This window comes from Pseudomonas sp. MH9.2 (assembly GCF_034353875.1).
GTDB lineage: Bacteria > Pseudomonadota > Gammaproteobacteria > Pseudomonadales > Pseudomonadaceae > Aquipseudomonas.
Genome location: NZ_CP133784.1, coordinates 3,613,847 through 3,629,728, shown reverse-complemented (window position 1 = coordinate 3,629,728; position 15,882 = coordinate 3,613,847). Strand labels below are relative to the sequence as shown.

Genomic DNA, 15,882 nt, shown 5'->3' with positions numbered 1-15,882 from the left:
AATGGAAAGACGCCAGGTCGTAGTAATTGGTGCCGGTCCCTCTGGCGCAATCGCTGCGGCACTGCTCAAGCGTCAGGGACACGACGTGCTGATCATTGAGCGCCAGCTTTTCCCACGCTTCTCCATTGGCGAGAGCCTGCTCTCGCACTGCCTGGATTTCGTCGAAGAAGCCGGCATGCTCGACGCCGTGGAGGCCGCTGGTTTTCAAGTAAAAAACGGCGCGGCCTTCGCCTGGGGCGAGCGCTACACCCATTTCGACTTTGGCGACACCTTCAGCAACGGCAAGCCGACCACGTTCCAGGTGCAACGCGCCACCTTCGACAAGTTGCTCGCCGATCAGGCTGAACTGCAAAGCGTAGAAATTCGCTATCTGGAAGAAATCACTGCAGCCAATTTCGATGGCCCGCAACCGCAGCTGCGCGCACGCCGCGAAGATGGCAGTGAGTACACCCTCGAAGCGGACTTCGTGCTGGATGCCAGCGGCTATGGCCGGGTACTGCCGCGACTGCTCGACCTGGAAGCACCGTCGAACTTTCCGATTCGCCAGGCGGTGTTTACCCACATCGAAGACCGCATTGATGACATGCAATTCGACCGCGAGAAGATCCTCGTCAGCATTCACCCCACGCATCGCGACATCTGGTTCTGGCTGATCCCGTTCAGCGATGGCCGCTGCTCGTTGGGCGTGGTCGCTTCGGCCGAGCACTTTCAACGCAAGCCAGAGGATCTGGAGGCCTGCCTGCGGGCGTTTATCGACGAAACACCAAGCCTCTCTGGCCTGCTGCAAAACGCTGTGTGGGATACCCCGGCGCGCGCCATCAATGGTTATTCGGCCAACGTCAAAACCCTGCACGGCCAGGGCTTCGCTCTGCTGGGTAACGCGGCAGAGTTTCTCGACCCGGTGTTCTCTTCCGGCGTGACCATCGCTATGCGCTCGGCAAGCATGGCTGCCGGCCTGCTGCATCGTCAGTTGCAAGGCGAAACCGTCGATTGGCACACCGAGTTCTCCGTGCCGCTCAAGCGCGGCGTCGACACGTTCCGTGCCTATGTCGAAGGCTGGTACGAAGGCACCTTCCAGGATGTGATCTTCCATTCCGACAGTCCTCCGGAAATCCGCCGCATGATCAGTGCAATCCTCGCGGGTTATGCCTGGGATGAACGCAACCCCTTTGTCAGCGAAGCCAAGCGCCGCTTGCGGGTGATCTCGGAAGTCTGCGCGAGCACAGCCCAATGAGCAGCGCCTACCTGAGCGACAGTTTCGTCGAGGAAACCCGCTTCGGCTTATGGTTCCTGCGCAGCCACACGTGGCAGCACCACGTCCTGCGCGTGGCGATCAATGATTTGCGTAGGCTCTTTGATCAAGGCGCGCCCGGCATCGCGCCACCGGCTGACGCCGTGCTCCTGGATGCGGGCTGTGGCCAGGGGAAATCCTTCCGCTACTTGCAGCAGGTGTTCGCCCCGGCGCGTTTACTGGGCGTGGATGCCGACCCGCAAAGCCTGTCCGTGAGCCGCGATGAAGCGATGCGCCAAGGCATCAATGTCGAACTGATCGGCAGCGATTGCGCGCACTTGCAACTGCCGGATGCCAGCGTCGACCTGCTGTTCTGCCACCAGACTTTTCACCATCTGGTGGAGCAAGAACAGGCCCTCGCCGAGTTCTATCGGGTGCTGAAGCCGGGCGGTTATCTGCTGTTCGCCGAATCGACCAAGGCCTACATCGATACCTGGGTGATCCGCTGGCTGTTCCGCCATCCGATGCAGGTGCAGAAGAGCGCCGGGCAATACCTCGACATGCTGCGCGGACAGGGCTTTGAGTTCGGCCCGCACACTGTTTCGTACCCGTATTTATGGTGGAGTCGTTCAAAGGATTTCGGCCTGCTGGAGCGCTTTGGACTGCGCCGCCCCGCGCCATTCGGTCAGCGCGAAGAAACCCTGGTCAACGTCGTCGCGCGCAAACCCGTGCAAGGTGGCGCAGGATGATTCGCGGCCTGCTGCTGAGCGTTTGCCTTCTTTTGCTGTGCGCCTGCGCCAGCCGGGCGCCCCTGCCCGAGACACTGCCGCACCTGCCGTTGCCGCTGCAATTGCACATCCAGCGCGAGCAAGCGGGCCAACGCCAGGATTGGTTGTTGGTGATCCAGCAAGAAGAGGCCAGTTTGCGTTGGTCGCTGCTCGACCCGCTGGGCATTCCTCTCGCCCGCCAGCGCTTGAACAACGGCACATGGCAGGCCGATGGTCTGTTGCCGCCCAATCCGGAAGCACGCGAGCTGTTCGCCGCGCTGCTGTTCGCCCTGACGCCGGCCCCTGAGTTACGCAGCCGCTATCCTGCCGCGCAATCCCAGGCCCGCCAACGCAACTTGGGCACGCGCTGGCGCGTCGATTACCGTCAACCGCAGGTCTTCAGTCTGCGGCTGGAGCAGGGCCTGAGTTACAACGTCAGCCCGTTGAATGACGAGGCCACGCCATGACCGCCTACCTCAATGCCCTGGGGTTGATTTGCGCCCTGGGCAATAACAAAACCGAGGTCGCGCGCAGGTTGTTCGCAGGCGATGACTCAGGCATGATCGACGAGAACGACTGGGTTCCGGGTCGGCGCTTGCCGGTCGGTGCCGTACACGACGTATTACCTCAGATTCCTCCCGAGTTGGGCCAGCAAAGCAGCCGCAACAATCAACTCCTGCTGGCCGCCGCCCTGCAAATCAAAGACGATATCCAGCAAGCCATTGAACGCTATGGCCGCTCGCGTATCGGCGTGATTCTCGGCACCAGCACCTCGGGGATCGATGAAGCCAGTCGTGGCATTGCGATGTATCTGCGCGAGCAGCGATTCCCCTGCGATTATGACTATCAGCAACAGGAACTCAGCGCCCCGGCGAATTTCCTCGCGGCCTGGCTGCAACTCAGCGGCCCGGCTTACGTCATTTCCACCGCCTGCACCTCCAGCGCGCGGGCGCTGCTCAGTGCGCGGCGCTTGCTGGACATGGGGGTGTGCGACGCGGTGCTGTGCGGTGGCGTAGACACCCTGTGCAAGCTGACGCTGAACGGGTTTTCCGCACTGGAAGCGGTATCGGAACAGCGCTGCAATCCATTTTCGCGCAATCGCAACGGGATCAACATCGGCGAGGCAGCGGTCTTGTACCTCATGACCCGCGAGGCCAGCGGTGCCACGTCGATTGCCCTGCTCGGTGCGGGCGCGAGCTCTGATGCCCACCATATTTCCGCACCGGAACCCAGTGGTCGCGGCGCGCGCCAAGCCATGCAAAAAGCGCTGAACAATGCCGGCCTGCATGCAGAGCAGATCGATTACCTGAACTTGCACGGCACCGCCACGCAGCACAATGACGCGATGGAAAGCTTCGCCGTGCAGGCGATTTTTCCAGACGGCGTTCCCTGTTCATCAACCAAACCCATGAGCGGCCACACCCTCGGCGCTGCCGGAGCGCTGGAAGCAGCATTCTGCTGGCTGAGCCTGGCCCCGGAAAATACGCAACAGGCATTGCCACCGCACCTCTGGGACGGCGAAGCCGATTCCCAACTGCCCGCTTTGAAATGGGTTGAGCCCGGCCAGCGCCTGCTGCACACCCGACCACGCCGACTGATGAGCAATTCCTTCGCCTTCGGCGGCAATAACGTCAGCCTGATTATAGGAGACGCCCCATGATCGATTGGCCGATTGCCGAACTGGTGCCCCACGCCGGAGACATGATCCTCATCGATCAGGTCCTGACGTTCGACGAAGAACAAATTCACACCCGTCTGAAAGTCCGCCCTGGCGGCTTGTTCAGCCGCGCCGATGGTAGCCTCCCAGCCTGGGTCGGGATCGAACTCATGGCCCAGAGCATTGCCGCCTACGCGGGTTGCAAGGCGCGCGCGCAAGGCCATAAGGTCCAACTCGGCTTTTTGTTGGGCACGCGCAAGTTCGAATGCAACGTCGAGCACTTCCCCGCAGGCAGCGAACTGACCATCCACGCCCTGCGCTCACTGCAGGATGACAACGGCATGGGCGTCTTCGAGTGCCACCTGACCGGCCCCGGCATCAAGGCCATGGCGCGGGTTAACGTGTATTGCCCACCCCTGCCCGCTGACTATCTCGCTGAAGGAGTTTGCGCATGACTGAATCAATACTGGTCACCGGCTCCAGCCGTGGCATCGGCCGTGCCATCGCCCTGCGTCTGGCCCAGGCCGGTTACGATCTGATCCTGCATTGTCGTAGCGGCCGTACTGAGGCCGAAGCGGTTCAGCGGGAAATCCAGGCCTTGGGCCGACAAGCGCGCATACTGCAATTCGACGTCGCCGACCGGGCTGCGTGCAAGGCGATTCTCGAAGCCGATGTGGACACTCACGGCGCCTATTACGGCGTTGTCTGCAATGCCGGTCTGACCCGTGACGGCGCCTTTCCGGCGTTGACCGACGAAGACTGGGACGTGGTCATGCGCACCAACCTCGATGGTTTCTACAACGTTCTGCACCCGGTAATGATGCCAATGATCAGGCGTCGCGCCGCTGGGCGGATAGTGTGCATCACATCGGTTTCGGGCTTGATCGGCAATCGTGGACAGGTAAATTACAGCGCCTCCAAGGCAGGTATCATTGGGGCTGCCAAAGCGCTCGCCATCGAACTGGGCAAACGCAAGATCACCGTCAACTGCGTCGCCCCCGGCTTGATCGATACGGCAATGCTCGACGAAAATGTGCCCGTGGATGAGCTGATGAAAATGATCCCCGCGCAACGCATGGGCACCCCCGAAGAAGTCGCCGGTGCCGTGAATTTCCTGATGTCGGCCGAAGCGTCCTACATCACCCGTCAGGTTCTGGCGGTCAACGGAGGCCTGTGCTAATGAAGCGCGTAGTTGTTACCGGCATGGCCGGTATTACATCGCTGGGCAGTGACTGGACCAGTATCGAAGCCAATTTCAACGCCAACCGCAGCGGCATTCGGCGGATGGATGAGTGGGACCGTTTTACCGAACTCAACACCCGCCTCGCCGGCCCGATCGACGATTTCGCGGTGCCTGGACACTGGTCCCGCAAACAGTTGCGCAGCATGGGTCGCGTGTCGCGGCTCGCCGTCGGCGCGGCTGAACAGGCGTTGCTCGACGCGGGCCTGCTCAACGACCCGATCATTCGCGACGGGCGCATGGGCGTTTCCTGTGGTTCGTCCACCGGCAGCACCGATGAAATCAAAGCGTTCGGCAACATGCTGATCAACTCCGTCGCCGAGGGCCTGAACGCCAACTCCTATGTGCGGATGATGCCGCACACTACGGCGGCGAACATCAGCATCTTCTTCGGCCTGACCGGGCGTTTGATACCGACCTCCAGCGCCTGCACCAGCGGCAGCCAGGGCATCGGCTATGCCTACGAATCGATCAAGTTCGGTCGCCTGCCGCTGATGCTGGCCGGTGGCGCCGAGGAGCTGTGTCCGACCGAAGCCATGGTCTTCGACGCGCTGTACGCCACCAGCCTGAAAAACGACGCCCCGCACACCAGCCCTCGCCCTTACGACAGCGACCGCGACGGCCTGGTGATCGGTGAAGGCGGCGGCATGCTGGTCCTCGAAGAACTGGAACACGCCCTGGCCCGGGGCGCGCACATCCACGCCGAGATCGTTGGCTTCGGCAGCAACGCCGATGGCGCACACGCCACGCGTCCAGAGCAGACCACCATGCGTCGCGCCATGGAGCTGGCCCTGGAGGACGCCCACCTGAGTGCCGACGCCATCGGTTACGTCAATGGTCACGGCACCGCCACCGAACAAGGCGACATTGCAGAGACCCTGGCGACCCACAGCCTGTTCGGCGCGCGGATGCCCATCAGTTCGCAGAAAAGCTTTCTCGGCCACACCCTGGGCGCCTGCGGTGCGCTGGAGTCGTGGTTCTGCATCGAGATGATGAACCGCGACCGCTACATCCACACCCTCAACCTCGATGCTGTCGATCCGCGTTGTGCCGAACTTGATTATTTACGCGGGGAATCGCGGCATATGAGCAACCAATTCGTGATGAACAATAACTTCGCGTTTGGTGGTGTGAACACTTCACTGATCTTCCGACGCTGGTAGTAGCCCCACAAATACCCTGTAGGAGCTGACTTGTCTGCGAATCGGCTGCGAAGCAGTCGCAAAATGACTGACGTCACCACCGCATGAAGGTCCTCCGGCCCTTTTCGCAGACAAGTCAGCTCCTACGCCCTCCGGGCAGAATCGAGATCCAGTTTTCTGCGCGACAGCACGGCGGCGAAGACGAGGTGGGGCCTCTTACAGCGCTACCGCCTGCTTGGTCAACAATTCGACGAATGCCTTGGCCATCGGTGAATGCTGGTCCCGGCGCTGCACTAGCCAAACCGCCGTATTGGCCTCTGCATCGAGCAACGTTCGGTAGACCACGCCGTCGATACGCATGCGCTGGTAGGACGCCGGCAACACCGTCACCCCCAACCCTGCGGCCACCAGCCCGATAATGGTCATCGCCTCGCCCGCCTCTTGGGTGATCAGCGGGCTGAACCCTGCCTGGCGCGCCAGGTTGATCAACTGCGCGTACAAGCCGCTGCCATATGAGCGCGGGAAAAACACAAAGGGTTCAGCCGCCAACGCCGACAGCTGCAGGCCTTTTTCACTGCCCACCGCCAACGGGTGATCGGCACGTATAATCGCCACCAGCGGTTCGCGGAACAACTCCACGGCGACCAACGATTCCGGCAAAGGCAAGGGACGCATGATGCCGACCTGCACCGACTCATCCACCAGCGCCTCGGCCACTTCCTTGCTGCTCATTTCCTGCAACGCCAGGTGAACCGCCGGGAAGGCCTGACGGAACGCAAAAATCACCTGCGGAATGCTTGAGTTGAAAGGCGCCGAGGAGGTGAAACCGATTTTCAGCTCGCCTAACAGCCCCAACTGCGCACGCCGCGCCACGTCGGCCGCTTTGTCGACCTGGGCCAACACCAGACGGGCTTCGGCCAGAAACAGCCGACCGGCTTCACTCAGCTCGACGCGACGATTGGTGCGCTCGAACAACCGCGCCCCTACCTCCTGTTCAAGCGCCTGAATTTGCTGGCTCAACGGCGGTTGGGAGATACCCAGTGCTTGCGCGGCCCGGCCGAAATGCAGCTCTTCGGCCACCGCAATGAAATACCGAAGATGTCGCAGTTCCATGGATTCACCATTAGGTCGTTTTAAATATCAAACAGGTCGAACAATATATTGGAAAGAATCATTAGCGAGCTATATTCTTTTTCACATTGCCCGACCCGTTGACCCACCGAGGTCCATTGTGAAAATTGCTGCTCACCCCCACGCTAACGATATCGAGTCTTCGCCTACCGGCGATGTCGCGATGGCGTTGAGCGAGATCTACATCGAAAAAGGCACGCCGATGTTCATGCGCACGGTGCTGGCGTTGTTCTCTGGCGGCTTTGCGACCTTTGCCCTGCTGTACTGCGTGCAGCCGATGATGCCGGTCCTGTCCCATGAGTTTTCAATCAACGCAGCGCAAAGCAGCCTGATTCTTTCGGTAGCCACGGGCATGCTCGCGATTGGTTTGCTGATCACCGGCCCCATTTCGGATCGGCTAGGGCGTAAACCTGTGATGGTGACGGCGCTGTTTTGCGCCGCGCTGTTTACCATGATCAGCGCACTGATGCCGACCTGGGAAGGCATCCTGTTGACACGCGCACTGGTCGGCCTGTCCCTCAGCGGCCTGGCAGCGGTCGCCATGACCTACCTCAGCGAAGAGATCCATCCGCAGCACATCGGCCTGGCCATGGGCCTGTACATCGGCGGAAACGCCATTGGCGGTATGAGCGGGCGTCTTATCACGGGGATCCTGGTCGACTTTGTCAGCTGGCATACCGCGATGCTGATCATCGGCGGTCTGGCATTGATTGCCGCTGCGGTGTTCTGGAGGATTCTCCCCGAGTCGCGCAACTTCCGCCCACGCTCGCTGCACCCACGCAGCCTGCTCAACGGCTTTACCCTGCAGTTTCGCGATGCCGGTTTGCCGTGGCTGTTTCTCGAAGCCTTCCTGCTGATGGGCGCGTTCGTCACGTTGTTCAACTACATCGGTTATCGCTTGCTGGCTGAGCCTTACCACCTGAGCCAGTCGCTGGTCGGACTGTTCTCCGTGGTGTACCTGTCCGGTATCTACAGCTCGGCGAAAATCGGCGCGTTAGCCGATAAACTCGGACGGCGCAAAGTCTTGTGGTCGGTGATTGTGCTGATGCTGGCGGGCGTCGCCCTGACGATGTTCACCCTGCTGCCAGTGGTGATCGTCGGCGTACTGATGTTCACCTTCGGCTTCTTCGGCGCCCACTCGGTCGCCAGCAGCTGGATCGGCCGCCGCGCCCTCAAGGCCAAAGGCCAGGCGTCATCGCTCTATTTGTTTAGTTACTACGCGGGCTCCAGCGTGGCCGGTACCGCAGGTGGGATGTTCTGGCACTACGCAGGCTGGAATGGCATTGGCCTGTTCATCGGCGTACTGCTGCTGATCGCCCTGGCTGTGGCGTTGCGCCTGGCCCGGTTGGCGCCGCTGGTGACTCGCAACTGAAAGCATCGCGGGCAAGCGCGCGCCTACAGGTTTGTAGGCGCGCGCTTGCCCGCGATGGGTCGCTAAGCGGCCGCAAGTCAGCTTACTGGTGATACTGCGCCGAGAACTCATGCACAGCTTCCATGAAGACGCCAGCATTGACCGGGTCGACTTCAGGGGTAATGCCGTGACCGAGGTTGAAGACGTGTCCGGTGCCGCTGCCATAGCGGGCGAGGATGCGGGCGACTTCGGCGCGGATGGCTGTAGGGTTAGCGTAAAGCACGGTAGGGTCCATGTTGCCTTGCAACGCGACTTTGTTGCCGACGCGACGACGGGCTTCTCCGATGTCGCAGGTCCAGTCCAGACCCAAGGCATCAGCACCCGCATCGGCGATGCTTTCAAGCCACAGACCGCCGCCTTTGGTGAACAGGATGACCGGCACTTTGCGCCCGTCGTGTTCACGGATCAGACCGCTAACGATTTTACGCATGTAGGCCAGGGAGAACTCCTGATACGCGGCGTCTGACAGGCTGCCACCCCAACTGTCGAAGATCTGCACCGCTTGCGCACCCGCGAGGATCTGGCCGTTGAGGTACGAGGTCACCGACTGCGCCAGTTTATCCAGCAACAAGTGCATGGCTTGCGGGTTGTCGTAGAGCATGGCCTTGGACTTGCGGAAGTCTTTCGACGAGCCGCCTTCGACCATATAGGTCGCCAGGGTCCACGGGCTGCCGGAGAACCCGATCAGCGGCACACGGCCGTTGAGTTCACGGCGGATGGTGCTGACCGCGTCCATCACATAGCCCAGGTCTTTCTGCGGATCAGGAATCGGCAGGGCTTCGATATCGGCCAGGGTGGAGACGGTTTTTTTGAAGCGCGGACCTTCCCCGGTTTCGAAGTACAGGCCCAGGCCCATGGCGTCGGGGATGGTCAGAATGTCGGAGAACAGGATCGCCGCGTCCAGTTGTGGATAGCGGTCCAGCGGTTGCAGGGTGACTTCGCACGCGAACTCCGGGTTCATGCACAAGCTCATGAAATCACCGGCCTTGGCCCGACTGGCGCGGTATTCCGGCAGGTAGCGACCGGCCTGACGCATCATCCACACAGGGGTGACGTCGACGGGTTGCTTGAGCAGGGCACGAAGGAAACGGTCGTTCTTCAGGGCAGTCATGTCGGCATCCGGTTAAAAAGTGCGGGTATTTTCTCAGAGCGCAACGCAAAAGGCACGGCATGAGCCGTGCCTTTTATGTATCGAGGCGATTTGTCGCAGGAATCAGAGGTCGCGCCACCCTGTCGGGGTGATCACAGACCCAGGTAATCCAGGATTCCTTCGGCGGCATTTCGGCCTTCGAAGATCGCAGTCACCACCAAGTCAGATCCGCGAACCATATCGCCACCGGCGAAGATTTTCGGGTTGCTGGTCTGGTGCTTGAACTGCGCCTGTTCCGGAGCAATCACGCGGCCCTGGCTGTCAGTCTGGATGCTGAATTCCTCAAACCACAACGACGGGCTTGGACGGAAACCGAATGCGATGACCACGGCATCGGCCGGGATGATCTCTTCGGAGCCCGGGATTGGCTCGGGGCTGCGACGGCCACGGGCGTCTGGCTCGCCAAGACGGGTCTCGACCACCTTCACGCCTTCGACCTTGTCTTCGCCAACGATAGCGATTGGCTGACGGTTGTAGAGGAATTTCACCCCTTCTTCCTTGGCGTTCTTCACTTCTTTACGCGAGCCGGGCATGTTCGCTTCGTCGCGACGATAAGCACAGGTCACCGATTTGGCGCCTTGGCGAATCGCGGTGCGGTTGCAGTCCATCGCGGTGTCACCACCGCCGAGCACCACAATCTTCTTGCCCTTCATGTCGACGAAATCTTCCGGCGCCTTTTCGAAGCCCAGATTGCGGTTGACGTTGGCGATCAAGTAATCCAGTGCATCGTGCACGCCTGGCAGGTCTTCACCGGCAAAGCCACCCTTCATATAGGTGTAGGTGCCCATGCCCATGAACACAGCATCGTATTCTTCAAGCAGTTGATCGATGGTGACGTCCTTGCCGACTTCGGTATTGAGGCGGAACTCGATACCCATGCCGGTGAAAACTTCGCGACGATTGCTCAGCACGCTTTTTTCCAGCTTGAACTCCGGGATGCCGAAGGTCAGCAAACCGCCGATTTCCGGGTTTTTGTCGAACACCACCGGGGTCACGCCACCGCGCACCAGCACGTCGGCACACCCCAGGCCCGCAGGCCCGGCACCGATCACCGCAACACGTTTGCCGGTCGCTTTGACCTTGGACATGTCTGGGCGCCAGCCCATGGCGAACGCGGTGTCCGTGATGTACTTCTCCACCGAACCGATGGTGACCGCACCAAAACCGTCGTTGAGGGTGCAGGCACCCTCACACAGACGATCCTGAGGGCATACCCGGCCACAGACTTCCGGCAGGGTGTTGGTCTGGTGTGACAGCTCGGCAGCCGCCAGGATATTGCCTTCGGCCACCAGTTTGAGCCAGTTGGGAATGAAGTTGTGCACCGGGCACTTCCATTCGCAGTACGGGTTGCCGCAACCCAGACAGCGGTGGGCCTGATCGGCCGACTGCTGGGGTTTGAACGGTTCGTAGATTTCTACGAACTCTTTCTTGCGTTGACGCAACAGTTTCTTCTTCGGATCTTTGCGCCCGACCTCGATGAACTGGAAGTCATTATTTAGACGTTCAGCCATGTTAAAACCTCATCAAACACTTCAGGCGCATATCACTGCGGGTTGGCACGGGTGCTGGAAAGCAACGATTTCAAGCTGGCAGCCTTAGGCTTGACCAACCAGAACCGACGCAGATAGTCATCGAGGTTTTCGGTGAGGTGACGACCCCACTCGCTATTGGTTTCCTCGACGTATTCGGCCAGCACGCGTTGCAGGTGGCTGCGATAAGCCTCCATCGTTTCGCCGCTGATCCGTTGGATTTCCACCAGTTCGTGGTTGACCTTGTCAACGAAGGTGTTGTCTTGGTCCAGCACGTAGGCGAAACCACCGGTCATACCGGAGCCGAAGTTATAGCCCGTTTTACCCAGTACACAGACGAAACCGCCTGTCATGTATTCACAGCAGTGGTCGCCCGTGCCTTCAACGACGGTGTGGGCACCGGAGTTACGCACTGCAAACCGCTCGCCAGCGGTACCGGCCGCGAACAGTTTGCCGCCGGTTGCACCGTACAGACAGGTGTTGCCGATGATGGCGCTGTCCTGAGTCTTGTACGCGCTGCCGACTGGCGGAACGATGACCAGCTTGCCGCCGGTCATGCCCTTGCCGACGTAGTCGTTGGCATCGCCTTCCAGGTACATGTTCAAGCCACCGACGTTCCACACGCCGAAGCTTTGCCCGGCCGTGCCTTTGAAACGGAACGTGATCGGCGCCCTGGCCATGCCCTGGTTGCCGTGCAGCTTGGCGACTTCACCGGAAATCCGCGCGCCGATGGACCGGTCGCAGTTGCAGATATCCATGGAGAAGTCAGCGCCGCTGAGGCCGACGATTGCAGGCTTGGCCATCTCGACCATTTTCTCGGCCAGCAAGCCTTTGTCGAACGGCGGGTTGCGTTCCACCTGACAGAACTGTGGCTTGTCCGCCGGGATATAGTCGCTGCCCAGCAGCGGCGTCAAATCCAGGTGCTGCTGCTTGGCGGTTTCGCCCGGCAGGATTTCCAGCAGGTCAGTACGCCCGATCAGTTCTTCGAGGGTGCGCACGCCCAGCTTGGCCAGCCACTCGCGGGTCTCTTCGGCGACGAAGGTGAAGAAGTTCACCACCATGTCGACGGTGCCGATGTAGTGATCTTTACGCAGCTTCTCGTTCTGCGTCGCCACGCCGGTGGCGCAGTTGTTCAGGTGGCAGATGCGCAGGTATTTGCAGCCCAGGGCGATCATTGGCGCGGTGCCGAAGCCGAAGCTTTCAGCGCCGAGGATCGCCGCCTTGATCACGTCCAGACCGGTTTTCAGACCACCATCGGTCTGCACCCGGACTTTGCCGCGCAGGTCGTTGCCGCGCAGGGTCTGGTGAGTTTCAGCCAGGCCGAGTTCCCACGGAGCGCCCGCGTATTTGATCGAGGTCAGCGGCGAAGCACCGGTACCACCGTCGTAACCGGAGATGGTGATCAGGTCGGCGTAAGCCTTGGCCACACCGGCTGCGATGGTGCCTACGCCCGCTTCTGCCACCAGTTTGACCGAAACCAGCGCCGCCGGGTTGACCTGTTTCAGGTCAAAAATCAGCTGCGACAAGTCTTCAATCGAGTAGATGTCGTGGTGCGGCGGCGGTGAAATCAGGGTCACGCCAGGCACCGCATAACGCAGCTTGGCGATCAAACCGTTGACCTTGCCACCGGGCAACTGACCACCTTCGCCGGGCTTGGCGCCCTGAGCGACTTTGATCTGCAGCACTTCGGCGTTGACCAGATATTCAGCGGTAACGCCAAAACGACCGGTCGCCACCTGCTTGATCTTCGAGCTTTTCACCGTGCCATAACGCACAGGGTCTTCGCCGCCTTCACCGGAGTTAGAGCGTGCGCCCAAGCGGTTCATCGCTTCGGCCAAGGCTTCGTGCGCCTCAGGCGACAGTGCGCCGAGGGAAATCCCGGCGGAGTCGAAGCGCTTGAGAATTTTCTCCAACGGTTCGATTTCCTCAATCGCCAACGGCTGATCGAGGGTCGTGACCTTGAGCAGATCGCGAAGCATCGACACCGGACGGTTGTCGACTAACGCGGTGTACTCCTTGAACTTGCTGTAATCCCCCTGCTGCACGGCGGCTTGCAAGGTGCTGACAACGTCTGGGTTGTACGCGTGGTATTCGCCGCCATACACAAACTTGAGCAGACCGCCCTGCTGGATTGGCTTGCGCGGGCTCCAGGCTTCGAGGGCCAGCAGCTTCTGTTCGGCTTCGAGGTCGACGAAGCGCGCACCCTTGATCCGGCTTGGCACGCCACGGAAGCTCAGGTTGACGATTTCATCGGCCAGGCCGATGGCTTCGAACAGCTGCGCACCACGGTAAGACGCGACGGTCGAAATGCCCATCTTCGACAGTATCTTCAGCAGCCCTTTGGAGATGCCCTTGCGGTAGAACTTGAACGCTTCGTCCAGGTCCGCAAGGACTTCACCGGTACGGATCAGGTCGGCCAGCACTTCATAAGCGAGGTACGGGTAGATCGCAGACGCACCGAAGCCCATCAACACTGCAAAGTGGTGCGGGTCACGAGCGGTGGCCGTTTCAACCAAGATGTTGCTGTCGCAACGCAGACCACACTCGGTCAGACGGTGGTGCACGGCACCCACCGCCAGCGCGGCGTGAGCAGGCAACTTGCCTGGCGCGATGTGACGGTCACTCAGCACCAGCTGAGTCTTGCCGGCACGCACGGCCTCTTCGGCCTGATCGGCGATGTTACGCACCGCAGCTTCGAGCCCGACGCTCTCGTCATAGTTGAGGTCGATGAAATGACGCTCGAAACCTGGACGATCCAGGGTCATCAACGAGCGCCATTTCGCCGGAGAAATGACCGGCGTGCTGAGGATCACGCGTGAAGCGTGCTCAGCCGATTCCTGGAAGATGTTGCGCTCGGCACCCAGACAGATCTCGAGCGACATGACGATCGCTTCACGCAGCGGGTCGATAGGCGGGTTGGTCACCTGCGCAAACTGCTGACGGAAATAATCGTAAGGCGTACGTACACGCTGGGACAACACGGCCATTGGCGTGTCGTCGCCCATCGAGCCAACGGCTTCCTGACCCTGTTCGGCCAACGGACGCAGCACCTGATCACGCTCCTCGAAGGTGACCTGGAACATTTTCATGTATTGCTTGAGCTGGTCAGTGTCGTAGCTGGCCACGCCCTGGTCGTCGACCAGCGTCGCCTGGATGCGCAAGGCGTTCTTGCGCAGCCACTGCTTGTACGGATGGCGCGACTTCAAGCGGTTGTCGATAGCGTCGGTATCAAGGATCTGACCGGTCTCGGTGTCGACCGCGAAGATCTGCCCTGGGCCGACACGACCCTTGGCGATAACGTCTTCAGGCTTGTAGTTCCACACGCCAATCTCTGACGCCAGGGTGATGAAACCATTTTTGGTGGTGACCCAGCGCGCCGGGCGCAGACCGTTACGGTCGAGCAGGCAGACCGCATGGCGACCATCGGTCATGACCACGCCAGCCGGGCCGTCCCATGGTTCCATGTGCATGGAGTTGTATTCGTAGAACGCGCGCAGTTCGGCGTCCATGGTCTCGGCGTTCTGCCAGGCAGGCGGAATAAGCATGCGCACGCCACGGAACAGGTCGATACCGCCGGTGACCATCAGCTCAAGCATGTTGTCCATGCTTGAGGAGTCGGAGCCCACGCTGTTGACCAGCGGGCCGAGCTCTTCCAGATCAGGGATCAACTCGTTGGCAAACTTGGTGCGACGGGCCTGCGCCCAGTTGCGGTTGCCAGTGATGGTGTTGATCTCGCCGTTGTGGGCAAGAAAACGGAACGGCTGAGCCAGCGGCCATTTCGGCAAAGTGTTGGTAGAGAAACGCTGGTGGAACACACAAATCGCGGTTTTCAGGCGTTCGTCACTGAGGTCCGGATAGAAGGCCGTCAGGTCCGCCGGCATCATCAAGCCTTTGTAGATGATGGTCTTGTGCGAAAAACTGCAGATGTAGTGATCGGTGTCTGCGGCGTTGGACACCGACGAACGGCGACGGGAGCTGAACAGTTTGATGGCGAACTGTTGATCGCTCAGGCCTTCGCCACCGATGAACACCTGCTCGATTTGCGGCAGGCGCTCCAGGGCCAGGCGGCCGAGTACGCTGGTGTCGATCGGCACTTTGCGCCAACCGATCAGTTGCAGGCCAGCGGCCTGGATTTCGCGATTCATGTTCGCGCGCGCAGCTTCTGCCTTGGCGGTGTCCTGGTTGAAGAACACCATGCCGACGGCGTACTGCTTGGGCAGGTCGATGCCGAAGTGTTCGCTGGCCATTGCGCGCAGGAATGCATCCGGCTTCTGTATCAGCAGGCCACAGCCGTCGCCGGTCTTGCCGTCAGCGTTGATCCCACCACGGTGGGTCATGCAGGTCAGGGCTTCGATAGCCGTTTGCAACAGGTTATGACTGGGTTCGCCTTGCATGTGCGCAATCAGGCCGAAACCACAGTTATCCTTGAATTCATCTGGATGGTACAGACCTGCTTTCATAGACACTTTCTCACCAGGCTGCCTCTTGTCGAGGCAAATTTCTTTTCAATTCAACCACTTACCAACCGCGCCGAACGTATGCCAGCTTTGCGGGGGCAAAAGGGAGGTCATTGTACACATCGACACAAAAGCTCACAAACTTAACGACCAGCAGCCGTAAATCT

General features: G+C 60.4%; 12 protein-coding genes. 8 read left to right on the top strand and 4 right to left on the bottom strand.

The genetic code is table 11. The features are described from left to right. Position 1: 1 nt before the first annotated feature. The 7 genes from RHM55_RS16975 to RHM55_RS16945 are packed head-to-tail and all read left to right on the top strand — an operon-like array spanning position 2 to position 6,058. Positions 2–1,234 (top strand): NAD(P)/FAD-dependent oxidoreductase, encoded by a 1,233-nt coding sequence (locus RHM55_RS16975; RefSeq protein ID WP_416152024.1) that lies wholly within the window; start codon positions 2–4, stop codon positions 1,232–1,234. After that, a complete protein-coding gene (locus RHM55_RS16970) occupies positions 1,231–1,980 on the top strand; it encodes a class I SAM-dependent methyltransferase (protein ID WP_322177468.1) in 750 nt (249 codons plus the stop codon). Before RHM55_RS16975 ends, RHM55_RS16970 begins: the two co-directional genes overlap by 4 nt. Then, positions 1,977–2,465 (top strand): DUF3261 domain-containing protein, encoded by a 489-nt coding sequence (locus tag RHM55_RS16965; protein ID WP_322177467.1) that lies wholly within the window; start codon positions 1,977–1,979, stop codon positions 2,463–2,465. The genes RHM55_RS16970 and RHM55_RS16965 overlap by 4 nt, the downstream gene beginning before the upstream one ends. Next, a complete protein-coding gene (locus tag RHM55_RS16960; protein WP_322177466.1) occupies positions 2,462–3,658 on the top strand; it encodes a beta-ketoacyl-[acyl-carrier-protein] synthase family protein in 1,197 nt (398 codons plus the stop codon). Before RHM55_RS16965 ends, RHM55_RS16960 begins: the two co-directional genes overlap by 4 nt. Continuing rightward, a complete protein-coding gene (locus RHM55_RS16955) occupies positions 3,655–4,110 on the top strand; it encodes a hotdog family protein (protein WP_322177465.1) in 456 nt (151 codons plus the stop codon). Before RHM55_RS16960 ends, RHM55_RS16955 begins: the two co-directional genes overlap by 4 nt. Then, complete coding sequence (gene fabG / locus RHM55_RS16950; protein ID WP_322177464.1) at positions 4,107–4,835, top strand: 3-oxoacyl-ACP reductase FabG; 729 nt, start codon at positions 4,107–4,109, stop codon at positions 4,833–4,835. The genes RHM55_RS16955 and fabG overlap by 4 nt, the downstream gene beginning before the upstream one ends. Further along, positions 4,835–6,058 (top strand): beta-ketoacyl-ACP synthase, encoded by a 1,224-nt coding sequence (locus RHM55_RS16945; protein ID WP_322177463.1) that lies wholly within the window; start codon positions 4,835–4,837, stop codon positions 6,056–6,058. The genes fabG and RHM55_RS16945 overlap by 1 nt, the downstream gene beginning before the upstream one ends. Before the next feature lie 195 nt (positions 6,059–6,253). Here RHM55_RS16945 and RHM55_RS16940 read toward each other — a convergent pair whose 3' ends face one another. Further along, complete coding sequence (locus RHM55_RS16940) at positions 6,254–7,150, bottom strand: LysR family transcriptional regulator (RefSeq protein ID WP_322177462.1); 897 nt, start codon at positions 7,148–7,150, stop codon at positions 6,254–6,256. Positions 7,151–7,268: 118 nt separating this feature from the next. On the opposite strand from RHM55_RS16940, the gene RHM55_RS16935 reads away from it, so the two are divergent. Then, complete coding sequence (locus RHM55_RS16935) at positions 7,269–8,540, top strand: MFS transporter (protein ID WP_322177461.1); 1,272 nt, start codon at positions 7,269–7,271, stop codon at positions 8,538–8,540. An 82-nt stretch (positions 8,541–8,622) separates the two neighbouring features. Here RHM55_RS16935 and hemE read toward each other — a convergent pair whose 3' ends face one another. The 3 genes from hemE to gltB form a co-directional block, all read right to left on the bottom strand. Further along, the gene (gene hemE / locus RHM55_RS16930) at positions 8,623–9,690 is read right to left on the bottom strand and encodes a uroporphyrinogen decarboxylase (protein WP_219063558.1); all 1,068 of its coding nucleotides are present in this window, start codon (positions 9,688–9,690) and stop codon (positions 8,623–8,625) included. Between the two features lie 131 nt (positions 9,691–9,821). After that, positions 9,822–11,240 (bottom strand): FAD-dependent oxidoreductase, encoded by a 1,419-nt coding sequence (locus RHM55_RS16925; RefSeq protein ID WP_219063559.1) that lies wholly within the window; start codon positions 11,238–11,240, stop codon positions 9,822–9,824. Positions 11,241–11,272: 32 nt separating this feature from the next. Continuing rightward, a complete protein-coding gene (gltB, locus tag RHM55_RS16920) occupies positions 11,273–15,718 on the bottom strand; it encodes a glutamate synthase large subunit (RefSeq protein ID WP_322177460.1) in 4,446 nt (1,481 codons plus the stop codon). Positions 15,719–15,882 lie beyond the last annotated feature (164 nt).

Coding starts and splice junctions, on each gene's coding strand:
- RHM55_RS16975 (WP_416152024.1), top strand. CDS start 2: ATGGAAAGACGCCAGGTCGTAGTAATTGGTGCCGGTCCCTCTGGCGCA.
- RHM55_RS16970 (WP_322177468.1), top strand. CDS start 1,231: ATGAGCAGCGCCTACCTGAGCGACAGTTTCGTCGAGGAAACCCGCTTC.
- RHM55_RS16965 (WP_322177467.1), top strand. CDS start 1,977: ATGATTCGCGGCCTGCTGCTGAGCGTTTGCCTTCTTTTGCTGTGCGCC.
- RHM55_RS16960 (WP_322177466.1), top strand. CDS start 2,462: ATGACCGCCTACCTCAATGCCCTGGGGTTGATTTGCGCCCTGGGCAAT.
- RHM55_RS16955 (WP_322177465.1), top strand. CDS start 3,655: ATGATCGATTGGCCGATTGCCGAACTGGTGCCCCACGCCGGAGACATG.
- fabG (WP_322177464.1), top strand. CDS start 4,107: ATGACTGAATCAATACTGGTCACCGGCTCCAGCCGTGGCATCGGCCGT.
- RHM55_RS16945 (WP_322177463.1), top strand. CDS start 4,835: ATGAAGCGCGTAGTTGTTACCGGCATGGCCGGTATTACATCGCTGGGC.
- RHM55_RS16940 (WP_322177462.1), bottom strand. CDS start 7,150: ATGGAACTGCGACATCTTCGGTATTTCATTGCGGTGGCCGAAGAGCTG.
- hemE (WP_219063558.1), bottom strand. CDS start 9,690: ATGACTGCCCTGAAGAACGACCGTTTCCTTCGTGCCCTGCTCAAGCAA.
- RHM55_RS16925 (WP_219063559.1), bottom strand. CDS start 11,240: ATGGCTGAACGTCTAAATAATGACTTCCAGTTCATCGAGGTCGGGCGC.
- gltB (WP_322177460.1), bottom strand. CDS start 15,718: ATGAAAGCAGGTCTGTACCATCCAGATGAATTCAAGGATAACTGTGGT.